Source organism: Baekduia soli, assembly GCF_007970665.1.
Classification (GTDB): domain Bacteria; phylum Actinomycetota; class Thermoleophilia; order Solirubrobacterales; family Solirubrobacteraceae; genus Baekduia; species Baekduia soli.
Genome location: NZ_CP042430.1, coordinates 1777001 through 1797670 on the forward strand (window position 1 = coordinate 1777001; position 20670 = coordinate 1797670).

19 protein-coding genes and 2 pseudogenes are annotated in these 20670 nt (G+C 75.2%); 13 read left to right on the forward strand and 8 right to left on the reverse strand.

Annotated features, from left to right (window positions below; all coding sequences use genetic code 11):
• Positions 1-20 precede the first annotated feature (20 nt).
• Both FSW04_RS26930 and FSW04_RS08260 read right to left on the reverse strand, forming a co-directional pair.
• Entirely contained in the window at positions 21-1451 is a 1431-nt protein-coding gene (locus tag FSW04_RS26930; RefSeq protein WP_228431231.1) for a cation diffusion facilitator family transporter, read from the reverse strand.
• Positions 1448-2392, reverse strand: a complete 945-nt coding sequence (locus FSW04_RS08260) for an NADP-dependent oxidoreductase (protein WP_146918172.1) — start codon at positions 2390-2392, stop codon at positions 1448-1450. Before FSW04_RS08260 ends, FSW04_RS26930 begins: the two co-directional genes overlap by 4 nt.
• 120 nt (positions 2393-2512) lie before the next feature.
• Between FSW04_RS08260 and FSW04_RS08265 the strand changes: the two genes are divergently transcribed.
• Positions 2513-3289 carry an SDR family NAD(P)-dependent oxidoreductase gene (locus tag FSW04_RS08265; protein ID WP_146918174.1) on the forward strand — a complete coding sequence of 259 codons (777 nt, stop codon included), beginning with the start codon at positions 2513-2515 and terminating at the stop codon, positions 3287-3289.
• 2 nt (positions 3290-3291) lie between these two features.
• Here the strand turns inward: FSW04_RS08265 and FSW04_RS08270 are convergent, their stop codons facing one another.
• Together FSW04_RS08270 and FSW04_RS08275 are read right to left on the reverse strand one after the other, a co-directional pair.
• The gene (locus tag FSW04_RS08270; protein WP_146918176.1) at positions 3292-4323 is read right to left on the reverse strand and encodes an NAD(P)-dependent oxidoreductase; all 1032 of its coding nucleotides are present in this window, start codon (positions 4321-4323) and stop codon (positions 3292-3294) included.
• Complete coding sequence (locus FSW04_RS08275; RefSeq protein ID WP_146918178.1) at positions 4320-5105, reverse strand: HpcH/HpaI aldolase family protein; 786 nt, start codon at positions 5103-5105, stop codon at positions 4320-4322. Before FSW04_RS08275 ends, FSW04_RS08270 begins: the two co-directional genes overlap by 4 nt.
• A 77-nt stretch (positions 5106-5182) precedes the next feature.
• Between FSW04_RS08275 and FSW04_RS28360 the strand changes: the two are divergent.
• A pseudogene (locus tag FSW04_RS28360) lies at positions 5183-5686 on the forward strand (chromate transporter); the annotation flags it as partial.
• Positions 5687-5888: 202 nt separating this feature from the next.
• Positions 5889-6359 (forward strand): chromate transporter, encoded by a 471-nt coding sequence (locus FSW04_RS26935; protein WP_321167684.1) that lies wholly within the window; start codon positions 5889-5891, stop codon positions 6357-6359.
• A gap of 9 nt (positions 6360-6368) precedes the next feature.
• Here FSW04_RS26935 and FSW04_RS08285 read toward each other — a convergent pair whose 3' ends face one another.
• The gene (locus FSW04_RS08285; RefSeq protein ID WP_146918180.1) at positions 6369-6611 is read right to left on the reverse strand and encodes a hypothetical protein; all 243 of its coding nucleotides are present in this window, start codon (positions 6609-6611) and stop codon (positions 6369-6371) included.
• 14 nt (positions 6612-6625) lie between these two features.
• On the reverse strand, positions 6626-7498 hold the full coding sequence (locus tag FSW04_RS08290) for an undecaprenyl-diphosphate phosphatase (protein ID WP_146918182.1): 873 nt from the start codon (positions 7496-7498) through the stop codon (positions 6626-6628).
• Positions 7499-7630: 132 nt separating this feature from the next.
• On the opposite strand from FSW04_RS08290, the gene FSW04_RS08295 reads away from it, so the two are divergent.
• The 3 genes from FSW04_RS08295 (at position 7631) to FSW04_RS08305 (ending at position 10872) form a co-directional block, all read left to right on the forward strand.
• Positions 7631-8296, forward strand: coding sequence for a response regulator transcription factor (locus FSW04_RS08295; protein ID WP_146918184.1), 666 nt, complete (start codon positions 7631-7633; stop codon positions 8294-8296).
• A 5-nt stretch (positions 8297-8301) separates the two neighbouring features.
• Complete coding sequence (locus FSW04_RS08300; RefSeq protein WP_187369343.1) at positions 8302-9642, forward strand: sensor histidine kinase; 1341 nt, start codon at positions 8302-8304, stop codon at positions 9640-9642.
• A gap of 69 nt (positions 9643-9711) precedes the next feature.
• Entirely contained in the window at positions 9712-10872 is a 1161-nt protein-coding gene (locus FSW04_RS08305; RefSeq protein WP_146918188.1) for an acyl-CoA dehydrogenase family protein, read from the forward strand.
• Here FSW04_RS08305 and FSW04_RS08310 read toward each other — a convergent pair.
• Together FSW04_RS08310 and upp are read right to left on the reverse strand one after the other, a co-directional pair.
• Positions 10853-11839, reverse strand: coding sequence for a zinc-binding metallopeptidase family protein (locus FSW04_RS08310; RefSeq protein ID WP_146918190.1), 987 nt, complete (start codon positions 11837-11839; stop codon positions 10853-10855). The two genes, FSW04_RS08305 and FSW04_RS08310, sit on opposite strands and share 20 nt — an antisense overlap.
• A 195-nt stretch (positions 11840-12034) precedes the next feature.
• On the reverse strand, positions 12035-12658 hold the full coding sequence (gene upp / locus FSW04_RS08315; protein ID WP_146918192.1) for a uracil phosphoribosyltransferase: 624 nt from the start codon (positions 12656-12658) through the stop codon (positions 12035-12037).
• A gap of 102 nt (positions 12659-12760) precedes the next feature.
• On the opposite strand from upp, the gene cdd reads away from it, so the two are divergent.
• From cdd to FSW04_RS28365, 7 genes and pseudogenes are all read left to right on the forward strand, one after another.
• On the forward strand, positions 12761-13681 hold the full coding sequence (cdd, locus tag FSW04_RS08320) for a cytidine deaminase (RefSeq protein ID WP_187369344.1): 921 nt from the start codon (positions 12761-12763) through the stop codon (positions 13679-13681).
• Positions 13678-14499, forward strand: coding sequence for a purine-nucleoside phosphorylase (locus FSW04_RS08325; RefSeq protein WP_146918197.1), 822 nt, complete (start codon positions 13678-13680; stop codon positions 14497-14499). Before cdd ends, FSW04_RS08325 begins: the two co-directional genes overlap by 4 nt.
• Entirely contained in the window at positions 14496-15800 is a 1305-nt protein-coding gene (locus FSW04_RS08330; protein WP_146918199.1) for a thymidine phosphorylase, read from the forward strand. The genes FSW04_RS08325 and FSW04_RS08330 overlap by 4 nt, the downstream gene beginning before the upstream one ends.
• Positions 15797-16795, forward strand: coding sequence for an adenosine deaminase (gene add / locus FSW04_RS08335; protein ID WP_146918201.1), 999 nt, complete (start codon positions 15797-15799; stop codon positions 16793-16795). Before FSW04_RS08330 ends, add begins: the two co-directional genes overlap by 4 nt.
• A gap of 73 nt (positions 16796-16868) precedes the next feature.
• The gene (locus FSW04_RS08340; protein ID WP_146918203.1) at positions 16869-17942 is read left to right on the forward strand and encodes a BMP family lipoprotein; all 1074 of its coding nucleotides are present in this window, start codon (positions 16869-16871) and stop codon (positions 17940-17942) included.
• A gap of 8 nt (positions 17943-17950) precedes the next feature.
• Positions 17951-19504, forward strand: coding sequence for an ABC transporter ATP-binding protein (locus tag FSW04_RS08345; protein ID WP_146918205.1), 1554 nt, complete (start codon positions 17951-17953; stop codon positions 19502-19504).
• 154 nt (positions 19505-19658) lie between these two features.
• Positions 19659-20585 (forward strand): annotated as a pseudogene (locus FSW04_RS28365) (ABC transporter permease); the annotation flags it as partial.
• Positions 20586-20670 lie beyond the last annotated feature (85 nt).

Genomic DNA, 20670 nt, shown 5'->3' on the forward strand with positions numbered 1-20670 from the left:
GCAAACTACGGAACCGGCCGCTAGGGCTCGGTGTGCACCACGACGTCGGCGATGTGGCCCGCGCCGCGGCGGATGTCCTCCTCCAGGCGCCCCGCGAGCTCGTGGGCGGCCGTCAGCGACGTGCTCGCGCCGACGGAGATCGTCAGGAACACGACAAGCCCCGCGTCGGAGCGCAGGAGCCGCAGCTCGCACGGCCGGCCGCCGGTGTCGTCGGCGACGATCGCGCGGATGCGGCGCTGCTCGTCGTCCTCGTCGGCGTCGCGGCCGCCCGCCGGGCGTGCGGCGACCGGGCGCTCGAGCGGCTCGAGGTGGGTCTGCACGGCGTCGATGCCCGGCGCCCGCAGCAGCTCGGCCTCGACGCGCTCGGCCACGGCGTGCGCCTCGGCGAGGTCGAGGTCGGGCGGGAGCTTGAGGTGCAGCGACAGGCTCGAGCCGTCGCCCAGGTCGTAGACCGTGATGTCGTGGGCCTCGCTGACCAGCGGCTCGGCCAGGGCGGCGGCCAGCGCGCGGTCGCGCAGCGCGAGGTTCTCGCGGCGCGGCTCGAGGTGGACGACCACGTCGGTGCCCGGCAGCGCCTCGCGCACCGCCGCCTCGACGCGGTCGGCGACGCCGTGGCCCTCGACGATGGCCTGGCCGGGCGCGATGCCGACGACCACGTCGGCGAAGTAGCGACCGCCCGACTCGCGCAGGCGCAGGCGCCCGAGGTCCACGTCGTCGCCGAGCGCGCGGATCGCCGCCTCGGCCTGGGCCTGGGCCTCGGCGGGCGTCGTGTCCATGAGCACGCGGGCGTTCTCGTGGATGAGCCGCACCGCGGCGCCGAGGATGATGCCGGCGACCACGAGCGCGGCGACGGCGTCGCCCTGCTCGAAGCCCGCGCTGACGGCGAGCAGGCCGGCGAGCACCGCCAGCGAGCCGGCCATGTCGCCCGCGAAGTGGAAGGCGTTGCCGCGCAGCGCGGCCGAGTCGTAGCGGCGCGCCGTGCGCAGCGAGACGGCGATCCGGCTGATGTCCACGAGCACGGCGACGGCGATGACCGCGTAGACGAACCACCGGGCGTCGGGCGCGTGCCCGCCCTCGGCCAGGCGGCCGACGGCCGCCACGACGATCACGACGCCGCCGCCGAGCAGGATCCCGGCCTCCCCGAGCGCGCCGAGGTTCTCGGCGCGGCGGTGGCCGTAGGGGTGGTCGCGGTCGGCCGGGCGCGCGCCGAGGCGGATGACCAGGAACGTCATGATCGCGGCCAGGACGTCGCCGCTGGACTCGATGCCCGCGGAGATCAGGCCCAGGCTGCCGGTGGCCAGGCCGGTGCCGAGCTTGAGCGCGACGAGCAGCGCGGCGGCGGCGATGGAGGCGATCGCCGTGCGCCGCTGGCCGCGGCTGAGGTGGGAGGCGGGGCGTCGGTCACGTCGGGACCGCCGACCGTACCCGGCGCGCGACGTCGCGACGCTCAGGGTACGAGGACGAGCTTGGCGCCCGCGTGGCCCGCGACGGCGGCCCGGTGGGCCTCGGCGGCCCCGGCCAGCGGGAAGGCCTGCACGGGCAGCACGAGGCGGCCCTCCGCGGCCAGGCGTACGAGCTCGGGCCGCGCGGCCTCGCGGATCGCGGTGCCGGGATCGGCGCCGGGGCCTCCGCCGAGCAGGCGGATGCCCTCCCGGGCCCCGCGCGCGAAGGCCGCGATGGTGACGATGCGCCCGCGGTCGGCCACGAGCGCGAGGGAGGTGTCGATCGCCTCGTCGGTCCCGGCGCAGTCGATGGCGGCGTCCACGCCGCCGGGCGCCAGGGCGCGGACGCGCTCCTGCAGGCCCTCGCCGTAGGCCACCGGCTCGGCGCCGAGCGCCCGCAGGTCGTCGTGGCGCGACGGGCTCGCCGTCCCGATGACGCGCGTGCCCCGGGCCACCGCGAGCTGGACCGCGCAGCGCCCGACCGCGCCGGAGGCGGCGTGCACGAGCAGCGTCTCGCCCGCGGCGGGCTCGGCGACGGCGAGCGTGTGCCAGGCCGTCACGCCCGCGAGCAGGAGGCCGCCGGCCGCCTCCCAGCCCAGGGCCGGAGGCTTGGGGATGCAGGCCGCCGCGCCGACCACGACCTGCTCGGCGTAGCCACCCGCGATGCGGAAGGCCACGACCTCGTCGCCGGCGGCGACCGGGCCGAGCGGGCCCTGTGCGCCGGGGCCCGCCTCGAGCACCACGCCCGAGGCCTCGAAGCCGAGGCGCAGGGGCAGGTCGGCAGGATCGGCGCCGAACCCCCCGCCGAAGATCCTGCGGTCCACCGGGTTGACGCCGGCGGCGCGGACGGCGAGCAGGACCTCGCCGGGCCCGGGCGCCCCGGGGGCCTCGTCGACGACCTGCAGCACCTCGGGCCCGCCGTAGGCGGTGGCGACGACGACGCGGGGCATCGCCCGGTTCTAGCAGCCCGCGTCCACGGGCTCGCCGCACTAGCGGAAACGCACGTGGTCGGCGCGATCGCGCGCACCTAGGGTCGCACTGTCCGAACGCCCACCCGCAGGAGGCCCGCCGTGTCCCATCCCGATCGTGTCGCCGCCGTCACCGGTGCCTCCGGAGGCATCGGGCGCGGCATCGCCGTCCGCCTCGCGCAGGCGGGCGCCGCCGTGGCCGTTTCCGGGCGCTCGCCGGAGGGCGGCGCCGAGACCGTGCGGGTGATCGAGGAGGCCGGCGGCCTCGCGCACTTCACGCCGGTCGACGTGACGAGCAACGAGCAGGTCGCCGCCTGGATCGCCGACACCCACCAGCGTTTCGGCCGCCTGGACTGGCTTGTCAACAACGCCGGCATCAACGGCGACTCCGCGCGCATCGAGGACCAGCCGGTCGAGGAGTTCGAGCAGGTCGTGATCACCAACCTGTTCTCGGCGTTCTACACCGTGCACGCGGCGATCCCGATCATGCGCGCCCAGGGCGGCGGGGCGATCGTCAACGTCGGGTCGGCCGCGAGCCTCCAGGGCTACGCGCTGCTCAGCGGCTACACGGCCTCCAAGCACGGCATGCTCGGCCTCACGAAGTCGATCGCCCTGGAGAACGCCGACATCCCGATCCGTGCCAACCTCGTCTGCCCCGGACCCGTCGACACCCCGCTCATGCAGAGCATCGAGGTCCTCGTCAACCCGGAGGACCCGGGCGCCGCCCGGGCGATGTTCGAGGGCACGATCGCAATGCGCCGCTATGGGCAGATCTCGGAGATCGCGGACGCCGTCGCCTACCTGCTGAGCGACGGCGCCGCCTTCATCACCGGCACCGCGCTGTCGGTCGACGGCGGCGTGATGAGCGGCGTGGGCTGAGCTCAGCCCGCCGCCGCCGGCGTGCCCGCGAATCGCGGGTGGGCGAAGACGTCGGGGTTGGCCACGTGCGGCGGCCGGCGCCCCGCCGCGACGTCGAGGATGCTCGACAGCGCCCTGCGGCCCGCGACCATCCCGAACTGGTCGGTGGTCGCCAGCCCGTGGGTGGACAGGATCACGTTGTCCAGCGCGGTGAGCGGGTCGTCGGCCGGCAGCGGCTCGGTCTCGAACACGTCGAGCCCGGCGCCGGCGATCCGGCCCTCCCGCAGCGCCGCGGTGATCGCCGCCTGGTCGATGATCGGCCCGCGGCCCATGTTGATGACGTAGCTCGTGGGCTTGAGCAGCGCCAGCCGCTCGGCATCGAGCAGGTGACGCGTCTCGTCGGTCAGCGGGCAGAGGACGACGACCACGTCGGCGCTGCGCAGCAGCTCCTCGAGGCCGACGAGCTCCACGCCCAGCTCCGCGGCCCGCGCCGGGTCGGCGTAGGGGTCGTGCACGACCTGGCGCATGCCCAGCGGCTTGGCGATCGTCAGGAACTCCGCGCCGATGTTGCCCATCCCCAGCACCCCGAGCGTGCGGTCCACGAGGCCGAAGCCGGGGTGCTTGCGGGCCTCGGCCCACCGGTCGGTGCGCACGAGGCGGTCCTGGAGGAAGAGCTGGTGGGTGAGCCCCAGCAGCAGGGCCAGCGCCGACGTGGCGACCGGGCGGCGCACCGCTTCGGGGGTGAGCGTGACCGGGATGCCGAGCTCGGTGCACCGTCGCACCGGGACGCTGTCGTAGCCGACGCCCATGCGCGCGATGACCTTCAGGCGGTCGGAGGACTCGACGGCCTCGAGCGAGACGCGCGGGTACAGGACGACGAGCGCGTCGAAGCCCGCCACGTGCTCGGGCGTCAGCTCGGCGGCCTCCGCGTCCAGGAACGCCCACTCCATGCCCGGCTCGGCCTCGATCATGCCGAGGCCGAGGTCGCCGTAGTTCGTGCTGCCGTCCGCCGCGCGCAGGTCTCGGGTCAGGCCGATGCGGAACGGCTCGCTCATCGCCCGGCCCCCGGCGTCAGGGCGCGCAGCTCGTCGACGCCGGTCTTCAGCGCGGCCGCGTAGAGCCAGAGATCCGCGGAGTGGCTGATCATCCGGTAGCCGAGGTCGAGCAGGAGCTGGGCCTCGTCGGTCGTGCGGGAGAGCATGCCGGCGACCTTACCGGCGGCCTGTGCCGCGGAAGCGACGGTCTGCAGCGCCTCGAGGTAGCGCGGATCGTCGAACTGGCCGGGGATCCCCATGGTGGTGGTGAGGTCGGCTGCGCCGATCCACAGCACGTCGATGCCCTCGATGGCGGCGAGCTCGTGCACCGCCTCGACGCCCTTGACCGACTCGATCTGGATGATCAGCTGCGTCTGGTCGTTGTGGCGCAGCTCGGTCGCGCCGAGGCCGCCCTCGATGAGCAGGTCGGGGTAGTAGATCCCGCAGCCGCGCTCGCCCGCGGGCGGGTACTTGGCCCAGGAGACGATCTGCTCGGCTTCCTCGACGGTCTCCACCTGCGGGACCATGATCCCCATCGCCCCCACGTCCAGCGCGCCGGCGATCAGGTGGTACTGCGCATCGGGGACGCGGACGATCGGCGTCAGGTCGTAGGACCGCGACGCCGAGACGATGGTCTTCACCGACTCGAGCGTCAGGCCGGTGTGCTCCTGGTCGATGACCATGAAGTCGACACCGGCGGAGGCCGCCAGGCGGCCGATGTTGGGCGTCGCCAGCTCGGCCACGAACGTGCCGATGCTGACGCCGCCGGCGTCCAGCGTGCGCTTCACCGCGTTCTCTCGCATGGTGCTCCTGTCGTCGGGACGGCCATTTCACCGCACGGACCCCGGACGGTGCGCCGCGGCGTCTAGGGTGCCGCGCGATGACGGCGCCCGATCCTGCCCCCGGCGGCCCGCCGGCGCCTGTGCCCGCGCCCTCGCTGGCGACCGTCGCGCGCGAGTGGGGCCGCATCGGCTGCATCGGGTTCGGGGGGCCGCCCGCGCACATCGCGCTGCTGCGCGACCTGTGCGTCCGGCGGCGCGGCTGGATCGGCGAGGCCGACTTCGAGGACGCCATCGCGGCCGTCAACCTGCTGCCCGGGCCCGCGTCCACGCAGCTGTCGATCTACTGCGCGCAGCGCGTGCGCGGGCGCGCCGGGGCGCTGGTCGGCGGCCTGTGCTTCATCGTCCCGGGCCTGGTGGCGATCCTGGCGCTGGCGGCCGCGTTCCTGGCGTCGGACCCGCCGCGGTGGCTGCAGGGCGCGGGCGCGGGCGCGGGCGCGGCGGTGGCGGCCGTGGCGCTGAAGACCGGGCTGGACCTCGTCCGCCCCGGGTGGGGGCGCGCGGCGACCCGCCGCAGCGAGTGGTTGTCCTACATCCTGCTCGGCGCCGCGGCGGCGGCGCTGGTCGGCCCGTGGCTCGTCCTCGTGCTGCTGGCCTGCGGCGGGGCCTCGCTGCTGCGCGCGGCCGCCCGGCGTCCTGGGCCCGGCGCCGGCGGTCCTCGCGGCCGCCGCCGCGGCCGGCGGCGGCCTGGCGGCGCTGACCTGGACCGCGCTGAAGGTCGGCGCCCTCTCCTACGGCGGGGGCTTCGTGATCATCCCGCTCATGCAGGGCGACGCGGTGGACCAGCACCACTGGATGACCGCGCCGCAGTTCCTCAACGCCGTCGCGCTCGGGCAGGTCACCCCCGGCCCGGTCGTGCACACGGTCGCCGTCGTCGGCTACGCCGCGGCGGGCGTGGGCGGCGGCCTGCTCGCGGCCGCCGTCGCGTTCTCGCCCTCGTTCCTGTTCGTGGTGGTCGGCGCCCGCCGCTTCCACGCGCTGCTGGCCGACCCACGGGTGCGCGCGTTCGTCGATGGCGCCGCGCCCGCGGCGCTCGGGGCGATCCTGGGCTCGGCGATCCCGCTCGCGCTGGCGCTGGACCGCGCGTGGCAGTGGGCGGTGCTCGCCGTGGCCGTCGTGGCGCTGACGGCCGGGCGCCGCGGCGTCGTGGGCACCCTGCTGGCCGCCGGGGCCGCCGGGGCGGTCGTGGCGCTGGCCGGCGGCCCGCTGCCGGCCTGACCGGGCGCCTCAGCGCGCGGTCGCGCGGGGCGTCGCGGGGCCCGTCTGGAACCACGCGATGACGAAGCACCCGAGCCCGAGCGCGAGGGCGGCGATGCCGTGCTTGACGTGGTGGTGCGACGAGCCGGCCTGGTGGCCGGGGAAGAACGACGGCAGCGAGCCCGCGGAGTCGACGAGGTAGATCGCCGCGATGACGAGCAGGACGACGCCCGCGACGACGGCGGGGAGGATGAGGGCGCGGTGCTTGGCCATGGGTGCTCCTCGCCTCAGGTGACGGCGAAGACGATCGACAGGACGACGCCGATGCCGAGGCAGTAGTAGGCGAACGGGGTGAGGCGGTTGGTCTCGAAATACTTCATGAGGAAGCGCACGGAGAACCAGGCCGTGAACGCCGCGCCGACGGCACCGGCGAGGGCCGGGCCCCGGATGCCGTCGCCGGCGCTGCCGGCCAGGTCGGGCAGCTTGAGCAGCGCGGCCGCGCCGATGATCGGCGTGGCCAGCAGGAAGGCGAAGCGCGCGGCGTCCTCGTTGGAGAGGCCGACGAGCAGGCCGCCGCCCATCGAGGCGCCCGAGCGCGAGAGGCCGGGCAGCAGCGCGACGGCCTGGGCGGCGCCGACCGACAGCGCGTCGCGCCAGCGCAGCCGCGCGACGATGCGCGCGTCGCCGTCGGGCAGCAGCGGGTCGGGGCCGGGCGCGCGGCGGCGCAGGTGCTCGGCGCCCAGGAGCATGAGGCCGTTGAGGACCAGGAACGCCGCAGCCGACTGCGGCGAGGCGAACACCTTGCGCAGCGCGTGCTCGAGGAGCAGCCCGAGCAGTCCGGCGGGGACCGTGCCGACGACGAGCAGCCAGCCAAGCTTGGCGTCGGTGTCGGAGGGGTGGATCTCGCGGTCGCGCAGCGAGCGGCCCAGCCCCTTGACGATGCGCACCCAGTCGCGCCAGAAGAACCCCAGCAGCACGAGCGCGGTCGCCAGGTGGGTGGCGACCAGGAACGTGAGGAAGTAGTCGTCGTTCTGGTGGATGTCCCAGCCCAGCAGCCGCGGCAGCACGACGCTGTGGCCGAGGCTGGAGACCGGGAACAGCTCGGCCGCACCCTGCAGGAGGCCCAGGACGATCGCCTGGGCGTAGGAGATCGGGTGCACCTAGCCGGCCGTGGGCGCGCCGCAGGCGGCGAGGGTGTCGCAGCGATCCATGGCGCGCGATGGTGCCGGGTGACCCCTGAACGACTCCTGACCGGCGTCCCATAGCCCGGCGGCGCGCCGTACGCTGGGGCCGTGACCGGATTCCGACTCCTCGTCGTCGAGGACGACGCCTCCCTCCGCGGGCTCGTCGTGCGCGGCCTGGAGGAGGAGGGCTTCGAGGTGACGGCCGTCGGCGACGGCGCCGGCGCGCTGCAGGCCGCGCGCGAGCCCGTCGACGCGCTGGTCATCGACGTCGGCCTGCCCGACGCCGACGGGCGCGACGTCTGCCAGGCTCTGCGCGCGCAGGGCTGCACGGCGCCCGTCCTCTTCCTCACCGCGCGCGACGCGGTGACCGACCGGCTGGCGGGCTTCAGCGCCGGCGGCGACGACTACGTCACCAAGCCGTTCCACTTCGACGAGCTCGTCGCGCGGCTGCGGGCGCTGCTGCGCCGCACGGGCGCCGACCCGGGGACGACGGTCGGCGGCCTGCGCCTGGACCCGCTCGCCCACGCCGTGGCCGCCAACGGCCGCGAGGCGTCGCTCACGCCGACCGAGTTCCGGCTCCTGGCCGCGCTGGCGGCCCAGCCCGGCGTCGTGCTGCGCCGGCGCGAGCTCGTGCGCGCCGCGTGGCCCGAGGGAGCGATCGTCCACGACAACACGCTGGACCAGTACGTCGCTCGGCTGCGCCGCAAGCTGCGCGAGCTCGGCCCCGGCAGCGAGATCGCCACCGCGCACGGCGTGGGCTACAAGCTGGGATGAGGCGGGTGCGCCTCCACACCCTCCGGGACCGCCTGACGGTCCTCGCCGTGTTGGTCGCGGCGATCGCCATCGGCGTCCTGACGGTCACCTTCAACCTCCTGCTCGCCGGCAGCCTGGACCACGACGCGCGCAGCCGCCTGCGCACCGCCGCCGCCGCCGCCTCCACGACCGTCTCGGTGCGCGACGGGCGCGTCGGGGTCGCCGACGCCCCGAACGACAGCGTGCTGGACGGCAAGGTGTGGGTCTTCCAGGGCGCGCGCCTCGTCGAGCGCGCCTCGGGCGACCCCGAGCTGCAGCGCTCGGCCGCGGCACTGGCCGGGCAGGCCGGCGTCTTCGACGACCTGCCCAACGACCGCCAGATCCGGCTCTACGCGGCGCCGGTGCGGGCGGGCGGCCGCCAGGTCGGCACGATCGTCGTCGCGCTGTCGCTGGCGGCCTACGACCGCACGACCGACCTGGCCGGCGTCGCCTCGGTCGCGCTGGCCGCCATCCTCATCCTCGCGGTGCTCCTGCTCACGCGCGTGACGATCGGGCGGGCCTTCGCGCCCGTGCTGGAGATGACGCGCGCCGCCGCCGAGTGGAGCGAGAACGAGCCCGAGCGGCGCTTCGGCTCCGAGCTGCGTCCCGACGAGCTCGGCGACCTCGCGCGGACGTTCGACGCCCTGCTGGACCGGGTCGCGGCCGGGCTGCGCCACGAGCAGCGGCTCTCGGCCGAGCTGTCGCACGAGCTGCGCACGCCGCTGTCGCGGATCGTGGCCGAGGTCGAGCTGCTGCAGCGCCGCGACCGCCCGCTGGACGAGCGCCAGCAGGCCTACACGTCGATCGCGCGCTCGGCCGAGCAGATGAGCGCGATCCTCGAGACGCTCATGGCCGCCGCGCGCGCGGAGGCCGGCCTGGACCGCGGCCGCTGCTCGCTGCCGGCCGCGCTGGCCGAGCTGCGTGCGACGTGGGCGCCGGTCCTGCTCGAGCGCGGCGTGCGCCTGCAGGTCGCGCCGCCGCGCACGGCACAGGCCCACGTCGGCGTCGACGCGGAGGTCGTCGCGCGGATCGTCGCCCCCGTGCTCGACAACGCCGGCCGGTTCGCCCGCACGCGCGTGACGATCACGACCGTCGACCGCGACGGCGGCGTCGCGATCGTGGTCGACGACGACGGCCCCGGCGTCGGCGGCGACGACCCCGAGCGCGCGTTCGAGCCCGGCGTCCAGCTCGCCGACGACAACGGCCATCGCGGCTCCGGGCTCGGGCTTCCCCTCGCGCGGCGCCTGGCCCGCGCCGCCCACGGCGACGTGCGCGTGGAGGACGGGCCGGGCGACGGCGCGCGCTTCGTCATCGAGCTGCCGCGCTGAGCGCGGGGCCGTGCGCGCTCGGCGGCCCGGCCGTGCGCGGCGCGGCCGCCGGGCGGGTACAGCCGGGCCATGACGACGCGCGCGCAGACCGAGGCCCCGACGTTGCACGAGGCCGTGCGGCGGTTCGTCGGCGACGTCGTCGCGCCGTCGGTGCAGGCCTGGGACGCCGAGGACGAGCTGCCCGACGGCGTGCTCGCCGCGCTGGTCGACCTCGGGCTGACCGGGGCGCTCGTCCCGCCCCGCTACGGCGGGCCGGGCCTGGGCGTCGCGGACCTCGTCGGCGCCTGGCGCACGCTGTCGCAGGGGTGGATCTCGCTGACCGGCGCGGTCAACCCGACGGGCCTGGCCACCGCGCTGCTCGTCCGCCACGGCACGGAGGACCAGCGCGAGCGCTGGCTGCCCCGGATCGCGGCCGGCGAGGTGCTCGCGTCGTTCTCCATCACCGAGCCGCAGGCCGGCAGCGACCTCGGGCGCATCGAGACGACGGCGGCGCCGCGCGCCGGCGGCGGGCTCGTGCTCGACGGCCGCAAGCGCTGGGTCGCCGGCGGGCGCTCGAGCGACGTGGTGTTCCTGCTCGCCGAGGTGCAGGGAGCCGACAAGCCGTCGTGCGTCGTGCTGCCCGCCGAGGGGCGCGGCGGCGCCGGCTGGTCGATGGAGGACATCGACAAGCTCGGCTACCGCGGGGTCGAGTCGGCCGCCTACCGCTTCACGGCGCACGAGGCGCCGGGCGCCGAGGTGCTCGGTGGCGAGGAGGGGCTCGGCGCGGGCGCGCGCCAGATGCTCGACGCGCTCGACGTGGGCCGCGTCAACGTGGCGTGCCGGGCGCTGGGGATCGTCGACCGCGCGCTGGCCTGCGCGGTGCACGAGTGCACCGACCGCGAGATCGGCGACGGCGTGCTGGGCGACCACACCCACGCCCAGCTGCGGGTGGGCGAGATCGTGGCCCGCCGCGCGGCGGCCGAGGCGCTCGTGCTGCGCGCCGCGGCGGCCTCCGACGCCCGCGACGAGACGGCGCGGGAGCTCAGCACCGCGGCGAAGATCGTGGCCTCCGACCTGGCGGTGTGGGCCGTGGACCGGGCGGCCCGCCTGGCGGCCAGCCGGTCGTTCGCGGCCTCCGACGAGCTCGCGCGGCTGCGCCGCGACGCGCCGCAGACCCAGATCGGCGAGGGCGCCAACGACGCGCTGCTGCTCGCGCTGGCCGCCGGCGCGCTCAGCGCGCCGCGGACCTGATCAGCTCGTCGACGACGCCGAGCTTGCGCGCCACGGCGGGGCTGAGCACGAAGGGGTACAGGTCGTCCTGGCCCATGCTGCGGTTCAGGGCGTTCAAGGCGTAGGACAACGCGAGCCAGTCCGTGAGGCGGTCCGGCAGACCGGCCGCGGGCTTGCGCGGGTCGGCGGCGAGGTCGGGGCGCTGGACCGGGCCGTCGGCGTGCAGCCCGTAGGCGGCCGCGGTCTGCAGGGTGTCGGAGATGTGCAGGACGTGGGCGAACGTCTCGGCCCAGTCCTCGGCGGCGTGCATCGTCGCGTAGGCGCTGACGTGCTCCTCCTCCCAGCCGTCCGGCGGCCCTTGCTCGTAGTGGCGGTCCAGCGCGGCGCCGTAGTCCTCGCGCTCGTCGCCGAACGTCGCGCGCGCCCGCGCCAGCGCCTCCGGCGCGGTGGTCAGCAGCGGGAAGTAGAAGTGCCCGACCTCGTGGCGGAAGTGGCCGAGCAGCGTGCGGTAGGGCTCGCCCATCTCCGTGCGCATCTGCTCGCGGTGGGCGTCGTCGGACTCGGCGAGGTCCAGCGTGATGAGCCCGTCGGCGTGCCCCGTGGTCACCGGCTCGTGGGCGCTGGAGAGCAGGTCGAACGCGAGCCCGCCCTCCTGGCGTCGGAAGGACGGGATGGGCAGGCCGATCTCGCCGAGCTCGAAGAGCAGGCGGCGCTTGGCGGCCTCGGCGTCGCGGAGCTGCTGCAGCGCGACGGGGTCGTCGCCGGGCCGGGTGCGCGTCAGCGCGCAGCTGAAGCACAGGCCGCCGCCGTCGTCCTCGGCGAGCCAGTTGCACCCGGCCAGCGCGGCGTTGGCGCACGCCGGCGCGCCGGGCTGGGTGACGACGTCGCGCGAGGGCCAGTCGAAGCGCAGCTCGGCGCCGCAGTGCAGGCAGCGGCTGTTCTCGAAGAAGACGAGCTGCGTGCAGCGCCCGCACGTGAAGGTTCGCATCGCGGCGCAGGGTAGGGGTGGGGGCGGTGTCCGGTCCGGGCGCCGGGGCGCATGGCGGCCCGCCGGCGCTCTCCTCGGCCGCGGGTGGCGCGAAGGTGGGCACGAACCCCACGTTCGCGCCATCCGGTTCCCGCAGGCGCGCGAGGTCGACGCGGCCGCCCGCGCAGGGGTGCGACCGCCGGCGCCCGGGCCCGCCTACTCCGTCCCGAACAGTCGGTCGCCGGCGTCGCCCAGGCCCGGGCGGATGTAGCCGCGCTCGTCCAGGCCGCGATCCAGCGCGGCGGCGATGATCGGCACGTGCGGGTCCTGCTCGCGCACCGCGGCGACGCCCTCCGGGGCGGCGACCAGGCAGACGAGGCGCAGGTCGCGGGCGCCCGCCGCGCGCAGGCGCCGCAGCGCCGCCGACGACGACCCGCCGGTGGCGAGCATCGGGTCGACCACGAAGACCGTCGTGGAGGCGAGGCTCTCGGGCAGCGACTCGTAGTAGTCCTCGGGCTGCAGCGTCTCCTCGTTGCGGCGCATCCCGAGGTGCCCGACCGCCGCGTCGGGCATGAGGCGCAGGAACGCGTCGACCATCCCCAGGCCCGCCCGCAGCACCGCGATGACCGTGATGCGCTCGGGCCGCGCGCCCGTCGTGGCCTCCAGCGGCGTCTGCACCTCGACCTCGTGGACGGGCAGGTCGCGCAGCGCCTCGTAGGCCAGCATCTCCGACGCCTCGGCCATCGCGGCGCGGAACGCGGCGCGGCTCGTATCGGTCGACCGCAGCTCGGTCAGCGCACGGGCCAGGACGGGATGCTCGATGACGCGCAGGCCTTCCATCGGTGCGCGGACAGTAGTCCACGGGCCATCCGGGAACGTGGTCGGCCACCCGACCGGACCGGGCCGAATGCTCGTCACCGCACTCCTAGTACGTTGCGCCGGATGGCTCCGCACCGCAACGTCGAGCTCAAGGCCCGCGACCCCGAGCCCGAGCGGACGCTCCGCGCGGCCCTCGCCCACGGGGCCGTCGACCAGGGCCTCCTGCACCAGCGCGACACGTACTTCGCCGCCCGCGACGGACGGCTCAAGCTGCGCGAGCAGGACGACGCCGGCCACCGCGCAGCGCAGCTCATCGCCTACGCCCGCGACGACGAGGCGACGGCCCGCACGAGCTCCTACCACCTCGTCGACGTCCCCGATGCGGCCGCGGCGGCCGGCGCGCTGGAGGCCGCGCTCGGCCTCGTGGTCGTCGTCGACAAGCGCCGGCGCCTGCTGCTGTGGGACGGCGTGCGCATCCACCTCGACGAGGTGCAGGGCCTGGGCTCCTGGCTCGAGCTGGAGGCCGTCGCGGCGCCGGACTCCGACCTCGCCGCCGAGCACGACAAGGTCGGCCGCCTGCGTCAGGCGCTCGGCATCACCGACGACCGGATCGTCGCCCGCGGCTACGCGGCCATGCTCCTGGATGCCGGGGCGGCGACCCCGCGCCTGGTCGCGCTGGCCCGCCGCGCGATGGAGCGCGCGCACGCGCCGTACTCGCGGTTCCACGTCGGCGCCGCGCTGCGCGACGAGGCCGGCGGCCTGCACAGCGGGCCCAACGTGGAGAACGGCGCCTACCCGCAGAGCCAGTGCGCCGAGGCCGCCGCGATCGGCGCGCTCGTCGCCGCCGGCGCCACCGCGATCCGGGAGGTGGCCGTCATGGCCGACACCGAGCTCATCGTCCCCTGCGGCGGCTGCCGCCAGCGCCTGGCCGAGTTCGCCGGCCCCGACGTGCCCGTGCACCTGTGCGGCCCCGAGGGGGTCCGGCGCACCGTCACGCTGGGCGAGCTGCTGCCGCTGGCCTTCGACCTGGAGGCCGCACGGTGACCGCGGCCGCGCAGGTCGTCCGCGACGCCGCCGGCGACCGCCCGGCGCCCGTGCTCGGCCTTGTGCTGGGCTCGGGCCTCGGCGGCCTGGCCGACGCCGTCGCCGGCGCCGTGGCGATCCCCTTCGCCGAGCTGCCGGGCTTCCCGGTCGGCGCGGTGGCCGGGCACGCCGGGCGCCTCGTGCTCGGGACGCTGGCCGGCACGCCGGTGGTCGTGCTCCAGGGCCGCGCCCACCTCTACGAGGGCATCCCGGTCGCCGAGCTCGCCGTCGGCGTGCGCACGATCCGTGCGCTCGGCGCCCGCGGCGTCGTGCTCACCAACGCCGCCGGCTCGCTGGACCCGGCGGTCGGGCCCGGCCGCGTCATGGCCATCACCGACCACATCAACCTGATGGGCGCCAACCCGCTCCTCGGGCCCAACGACGACGCGCTGGGCCCGCGCTTCGTCGGCCTGGGCGACGCCTACGACGACGCGCTGCGTGCCCGCATGCTCGCCGCCGCCCGGGCGGAGGGCGTGGCGATGACCCAGGGCGTCTACCTCGCCGTGGCCGGCCCGTCGTTCGAGACGCCCGCCGAGATCCGCGCCTTCCGCATCCTCGGCGCCGACGCCGTCGGCATGTCCACGGTCCCCGAAGTCATCGCCGCGCGCCACTGCGGCCTGCGCGTCACGGCGGTCTCGGTGATCACGAACCTCGCCGAGGGCCTCGGCGACGAGGCGCTCACCCACGAGCACACGCTGGCCAACGCGCAGGTCGCCGCCCGCGACCTGCAGCGCGTCCTGCTGCGCTTCATCCCCGAGGCCGCCGCGGAGCTCGCATGACCCCGCCCGTCAAGGAGCTGCTGCGCACCAAGCGCGACGGCGGGACGCTCGCACCCGGCGAGCTGCGCGCGCTGGCCGCCGGCATCGGCGACGGCACGCTGTCCGACGCCCAGGTCGCCGCGTTCGCGATGGCCGTGTTCTTCCGCGGCCTGGACGCGACCGAGCTGCCGGCCTTCACGCTGGGCATGCGCGACTCGGGCGCCGTCCTGGACTGGTCGGACCTCGACCGCCCCGTGCTCGACAAGCACTCCACCGGCGGTGTGGGCGACAAGGTGTCGCTCATCCTCGCACCGCTCGTCGCCGCCTGTGGCGGCGCGACGCCGATGATCTCGGGCCGCGGGCTGGGGCACACCGGGGGCACGCTGGACAAGCTGGAGGCGATCCCGGGCTACGACGCAACGCCCGACGCCGCCACGATGGGGAGGGTGGTCCGCGAGGTGGGCTGCGTCATCGGCGGCCAGACCGACGACCTGGCGCCCGCGGACCGGCGCCTGTACGCGATCCGAGACGCCACGGGCAGCGTCGAGGCGATCCCGCTCATCGTCTCCTCCATCCTGTCCAAGAAGCTGGCCGCCGGCCTCGGCGGCCTGGTCATGGACGTCAAGCACGGCTCGGGGGCCTTCATGGCCGACCTCGGCGATGCGCGCGCGCTCGCGCGGGCGCTCGTGGACGTCGCGGTCGCGGCAGGGCTGCCGACCGTCGCGCTGCTGACCGACATGGACCGCGTCCTGGGCCACACGGCGGGCAACGCGCTCGAGGTGCGCGAGTGCGTCGACGTGTTGACGGGCGCGCCGGGCGCCGACCCCCGCCTCGTCGAGGTCACGATGGCGCTGACCCGCACGCTGCTGGACCTCGGCGGTCTGGGCGACGCCGACCCGCAGGCCGCCCTGGACTCGGGCGCCGCCGCCGAGCGCTTCGCCTCGATGGTGACCGCCCTGGGCGGCCCGGCGGACCTGCTCGAGCGCCCCGACGCCCACCTGCCCGCCGCGCCCGTCGTGCGGGAGGTCTTCGCGACCGCCCCGGGGTTCGTCACCGGGCACGCCGTGCGCGACCTCGGCCTGCTCGTCACCGAGCTGGGCGGCGGCCGGCGCACGGAGGCCGACGCCATCGACCACGCCGTCGGCCTGTCGGCCGTCGCCGGGCCCGGCGCCCAGGTGGGCCCGGGCTCCCGCCCGCTGGCCGTCGTGCACGCCCGCGACGAGGACGCCGCCGACGCCGCCGAGCGCGCCCTGCGCACGCTGATCGCCGTGGGCGACGCGGCGCCCCCGACCCCGCCCGTCGTCACGGAGGAGCTGCGATGACGGACCACGCCGCCGAGGTCGACGCCCTCCCCAAGGCCGAGCTGCACGTCCACCTCGAGGGCACCGCGACGCCCGAGCTCGTGCGCCGCCTGGCGCGCCGCAACGGCGTCGCGCTGCCCGACGGCCTCTTCGCCGACGAGCACACCTTCGCGTGGACCGACTTCCTGGACTTCCTGCGCGCCTACGACGTCGCCGCCTCGACCATCCGCACGGCCCTGGACTACCGCGACGTGACCTACGAGTACCTCACGGCCTGCGCCGCCGAGGGCGCGGTCTACGTCGAGCTCATCGCCTCCCTGGACCACGGCGCGCTCGTCGGCCTCGGCGACGCCGAGCACATCGCCGGCATCGCTCAGGGCATCGACGACGCGCACGCCGACCACGGCATCGTCGGGCGCATCATCTCCTCGTGCGTGCGCAACTTCGGCGTCCCCGCCGCCGAGGACGTGGCGCGCCGCACCGTCGCCCTGGACCACCCCTACGTCGTCGGCTTCAACATGGCCGGCGACGAGGCCGGCTTCCCGGCGCCGGACTTCGCCCGCGCGTTCGCCATCGTCGCCGAGGCGGGGCTGGGGTGCTCCGTGCACGCCGGCGAGCACGCCGGGCCCGAGTCCGTGCGCGCCGCGCTCGCGCTGCCCGGCGTCCGGCGCATCTCGCACGGCGTGCGGGCGATCGAGGACCCCGCGCTCGTGGAGGAGCTCGCCCGGCGCGCCATCGTGCTCGAGGTCTGCCCCACCTCCAACGTCGTGCTCGGCGTCTACTCGTCCTACGAGGCCCATCCGCTGCCGGCCCTGCGCGCCGCCGGCGTGCTCGTCACGCTGGGCTCCGACGATCCTCCGTACTTCGGCACGACGATCGGCCGCGAGTACCGGCTCGCCCACGAGCGCCTGGGCTGCGATCTGGCGGCGTTGGCGGCGATCACCCGAACCGCGCTGGATGCGGGCTTCGCCCGTCACCTCGCCGTGAACCTCACTGACCATCTCGGGGATCGGTAGGTTCTGCGCGCGGCCGGGTCGGCCGCGCTGTCCCTCGGCAGTCCCATTCCATTCGTAGAGGGAGAACCTCGAAGTGCGTGCACGTTCCACCCGCCGGACCCTTGCTGCGATCGGCCTCTCCGGGCTGCTCATCGCCGCGGCCGGCTGCGGCTCCAGCAGCAACGCCAACTCGTCGTCGTCGTCCTCCTCCGGGGCCACGACGACCGCCGCCGCTGCGGCGCCGGCCAAGAAGGCCATCAAGGTCGGTCTGGTGACGGACATCGGCGGTCTCAACGACCGCTCGTTCAACAGCCTGGCCAACCAGGGCCTCGAGCAGTCCAAGTCGCAGCTGGGCATCACCGGCCGCGTCCTGACCTCGAAGTCCAACGCCGATTACATCCCGAACCTCTCCACGCTGGCCCAGCAGAAGTACGACCTGGTCATCGGCGTCGGCTTCCTCATGGCCGACGCGGTCGACACGGTCGCCAAGAAGTTCCCCAACACGAAGTTCGCGATCATCGACGTCGACGCCACCGGCCTGAAGGGCAAGCCCACCAACGTCGAGGGCCTGCTCTTCAAGGAGCAGGAGTCCGGGTACCTGGCGGGCTACCTCGCCGGCCTGTACGCCAAGGGCAACAACGTGACGACGATCTCGAGCGTCGGCGGCCAGAAGATCCCGCCGGTCGACCACTACATCGCGGGCTACGAGGCCGGCGCCAAGGCGGCCGACCCGTCGATCAAGACGCTGCACGCCTACTCACAGGACTTCGTCGACCAGGCGAAGTGCAAGGAGATCGCGCTCAACCAGATCGCGCAGGGCTCCAAGGTCGTCTTCCAGGTCGCGGGCCAGTGCGGCCTCGGCGCGCTGGACGCCGCCAAGGGCAAGAACCTGCAGGGCATCGGGGTCGACGCCGACCAGGCCTACCTGGGCAGCTACATCCTGACCAGCGCCATCAAGAAGGTCGACCAGTCGGTGATCGACACGGTCAAGCAGGTCCAGGACGACAAGTACACCGGCGGCGCGAACACCACGTTCTCGGTCGCCAATCAGGGGGCCGGGATCGGCAAGATCGGCGCGGCCGGGACCAAGTACCAGGCCCAGGTCGACGCGGTGGCCAAGAAGATCGCCGCCGGGTCGATCACGATCCCGGACACCGTCGCCAAGTAGCAGCACGCGTGGCGCACGAGTCGCCAGCGGGTGCCGGTGCCGCGGAGCTCGCCCTGGAGCTCCGCGGCATCACCAAGCGGTTCGGCGCCGTCGTGGCCAACGACGGCGTCGACCTGCAGCTGCGCCGCGGCGAGATCCACGCCCTGCTCGGCGAGAACGGCGCGGGCAAGTCGACGCTCATGAGCGTCGTCTACGGCATGGCCCGCCCCGACGAGGGCGAGATCCGCATCGACGGCGAGGTCGCCGTCGTGTCCTCGCCCAAGGACGCCATGGCCCGCGGCGTCGGCATGGTGTTCCAGCACTTCATGCTCATCCCGGTCATGACGGTCGCCGAGAACCTCGTGCTCGGCGCCGAGCCGCGGCGCGGCGGGCTGTTGGACCTCGCCGCCGCGCGGCGGCGCACGCGCGAGCTGTCGCAGCGCTACGGCCTGCGCGTCGACCCGGACGCCCGCGTGTCGGACATCTCGGTCGGCCAGCAGCAGCGCGTCGAGATCCTGCGCGCCCTGGACCGCGGCGCGCGGATCCTCGTCCTCGACGAGCCCACCGCCGTGCTCACCGCCCAGGAGACGGCCGAGCTCGTCGAGGTCCTGCGCGGCCTGCGCGCCGGGGGCACGTCCATCGTCTTCATCACCCACAAGCTCCACGAGGTCCTCGAGGTCGCCGACCGCGTCACCGTCCTGCGGCGCGGCAAGACGATCGGGACGATCGACACGGCGGGCGCCGACGAGGCGTCGCTGGCGCGGATGATGGTCGGCCGCGACGTCGTGCTCCGCGTGGAGAAGGAGGCCCGCACGCCCGGCGCGCCGCTCCTGGAGATCGACGACCTGCACGTGACCGACGACCGCGGGCTGCCCGCCGTCGACGGCGTGTCGCTGCAGGTGCGCGCCGGCGAGATCGTCGCGGTCGCGGGCATCGACGGCAACGGGCAGTCCGAGATCATCGACGCCGTGTGCGGGCTGCGGCCCGTGGCCTCCGGCCACGTCCGGATCGGCGGCCGCGACATCACCGGGTGCGACCCGCGCGAGGCGCGCGAGGCCGGCATCGGCCACATCGCCGAGGACCGTCATCGCCGCGGCCTGGTGCTCGACTTCACGCTGGCCGAGAACCTCGCGCTGCGCGACTACCGCTCCGGCGCGCGGTTCGGGCTGCTCAGGCCGCGCCGGATGCTCGACACGGCGCGGCGGCTGCTGGCCGAGTTCGACGTGCGCGGCGGCGAGCCGGAGACGCCCGCGCGCTCCCTGTCGGGCGGCAATCAGCAGAAGGTCGTCATCGCCCGCGAGATCTCCGGGGAGCCCGACGCCCTCATCGCGGCCCAGCCCACACGCGGGCTCGACGTCGGCGCGATCGAGTTCGTCCACCGCCGGCTGCTGGCCGAGCGCGACGACGGCAAGGCGATCCTGTTGTTCTCGCTCGAGCTCGACGAGGTCCGCGCGCTGGCCGACCGCATCCTGGTGATCTACGGCGGCCGCATCGTCGGTGAGCTGCCGCCGACCGCCGGCGACGAGGAGCTCGGCCTGCTCATGACCGGCGGGTCGCGCGTTGCCGCGGAGGGCGCGGCGTGAGCGTCACCCCCCGCCCGAGCCCGGCGCCCAGCCCGAGCTCGACCTCGGCTCCGGGCCCACCGTCGCCTCGCGCCTGTCGGCCCAGCTGCGCGGAGGCGGGATCCTCGCCCCGGTCCTGACGGTGATCATCGCGTTCCTGGCCGGCGGCCTGGTCGTGCTGGCCACGGGCCACAACCCGATCGACACCTACAAGGCGATCTTCAACGGCACGGGCCTGCAGTGGCTGTTCCCGTGGACCTCGGGCGCCGACCGCGACACGGCGGCGATCAACCTCCAGCAGACGCTGCTGATCACCGCGCCGCTGATCCTCGTCGGCCTGGCCGTCGCCTACGCCTTCCGCGCCGGCCTGTTCAACATCGGCGGCCAGGGCCAGTACGCCGTCGGCGGCATCGTCGCGGTCTGGGTCGGCTCCTCGTGGTCCGGGATGCCGGGCTGGCTGCACATCATCCTCGCGATGGTGCTGGCCACGCTGGCGGGGGCCGCGTGGGCCGGGATCGCCGGCGCCCTGCGCGCCACGACCGGCGCCAACGAGGTGATCACCACGATCATGCTCAACTACGTCGCGCTGTGGCTCGGGGTGTACCTCTTCCAGCTCGGTGGCCCGCTGCAGAACAGCACGCAGCCCGACGTCCCGATCTCCAACGACATCGTCGGCAGCGCCCACCTCCCGGTCTTCTGGGGCGACCCAGAGCTGCAGGGGCTGCACATCGGGATCTTCGTGGCGCTCGCCGCGGCCGTCGTCTACTGGGTGCTGCTCAACCGCTCGACGAAGGGCTACGAGGCGCGGGCGGTGGGCTTCAACCCCGAGGCCGCGCGCTACGGCGGCATCCGCGTCGGCTGGACCTACGTGCTCGTCATGGGCACCTGCGGCGCGCTGGCCGGCCTGGCGGGCTCGCTCGACGTCCTGGGCTGGCAGTTCCACCTGGCCACGAACGACATCCAGACGTCGCAGATCGGCTTCCTGGGCATCGCGGTGGCACTGCTGGGACGCAACACGGCGATCGGCACGTGCCTGTCGGCGCTGCTGTTCGGCGCGCTGGTCAACGGCACGTCGGTGCGCAACCTGGACCCGGCGGTCTTCGAGCCCGAGCTGGCCCAGAACCTGACGACGGTCATCCAGGGCCTGGTCGTGCTCTTCGTCTCGGCCGACCTGCTCGTCGTCATCG

Excerpts from the sequence above, each read along its gene's own strand:
- upp (WP_146918192.1), bottom strand. The coding sequence starts at position 12,658 with ATGGAAGGCCTGCGCGTCATCGAGCATCCCGTCCTGGCCCGTGCGCTG.
- FSW04_RS08310 (WP_146918190.1), bottom strand. The coding sequence starts at position 11,839 with ATGCGAACCTTCACGTGCGGGCGCTGCACGCAGCTCGTCTTCTTCGAG.
- cdd (WP_187369344.1), top strand. The coding sequence starts at position 12,761 with ATGGCTCCGCACCGCAACGTCGAGCTCAAGGCCCGCGACCCCGAGCCC.
- FSW04_RS08305 (WP_146918188.1), top strand. The coding sequence starts at position 9,712 with ATGACGACGCGCGCGCAGACCGAGGCCCCGACGTTGCACGAGGCCGTG.
- FSW04_RS08270 (WP_146918176.1), bottom strand. The coding sequence starts at position 4,323 with ATGAGCGAGCCGTTCCGCATCGGCCTGACCCGAGACCTGCGCGCGGCG.
- FSW04_RS08330 (WP_146918199.1), top strand. The coding sequence starts at position 14,496 with ATGACCCCGCCCGTCAAGGAGCTGCTGCGCACCAAGCGCGACGGCGGG.
- FSW04_RS08285 (WP_146918180.1), bottom strand. The coding sequence starts at position 6,611 with ATGGCCAAGCACCGCGCCCTCATCCTCCCCGCCGTCGTCGCGGGCGTC.
- add (WP_146918201.1), top strand. The coding sequence starts at position 15,797 with ATGACGGACCACGCCGCCGAGGTCGACGCCCTCCCCAAGGCCGAGCTG.
- FSW04_RS08275 (WP_146918178.1), bottom strand. The coding sequence starts at position 5,105 with ATGCGAGAGAACGCGGTGAAGCGCACGCTGGACGCCGGCGGCGTCAGC.
- FSW04_RS08260 (WP_146918172.1), bottom strand. The coding sequence starts at position 2,392 with ATGCCCCGCGTCGTCGTCGCCACCGCCTACGGCGGGCCCGAGGTGCTG.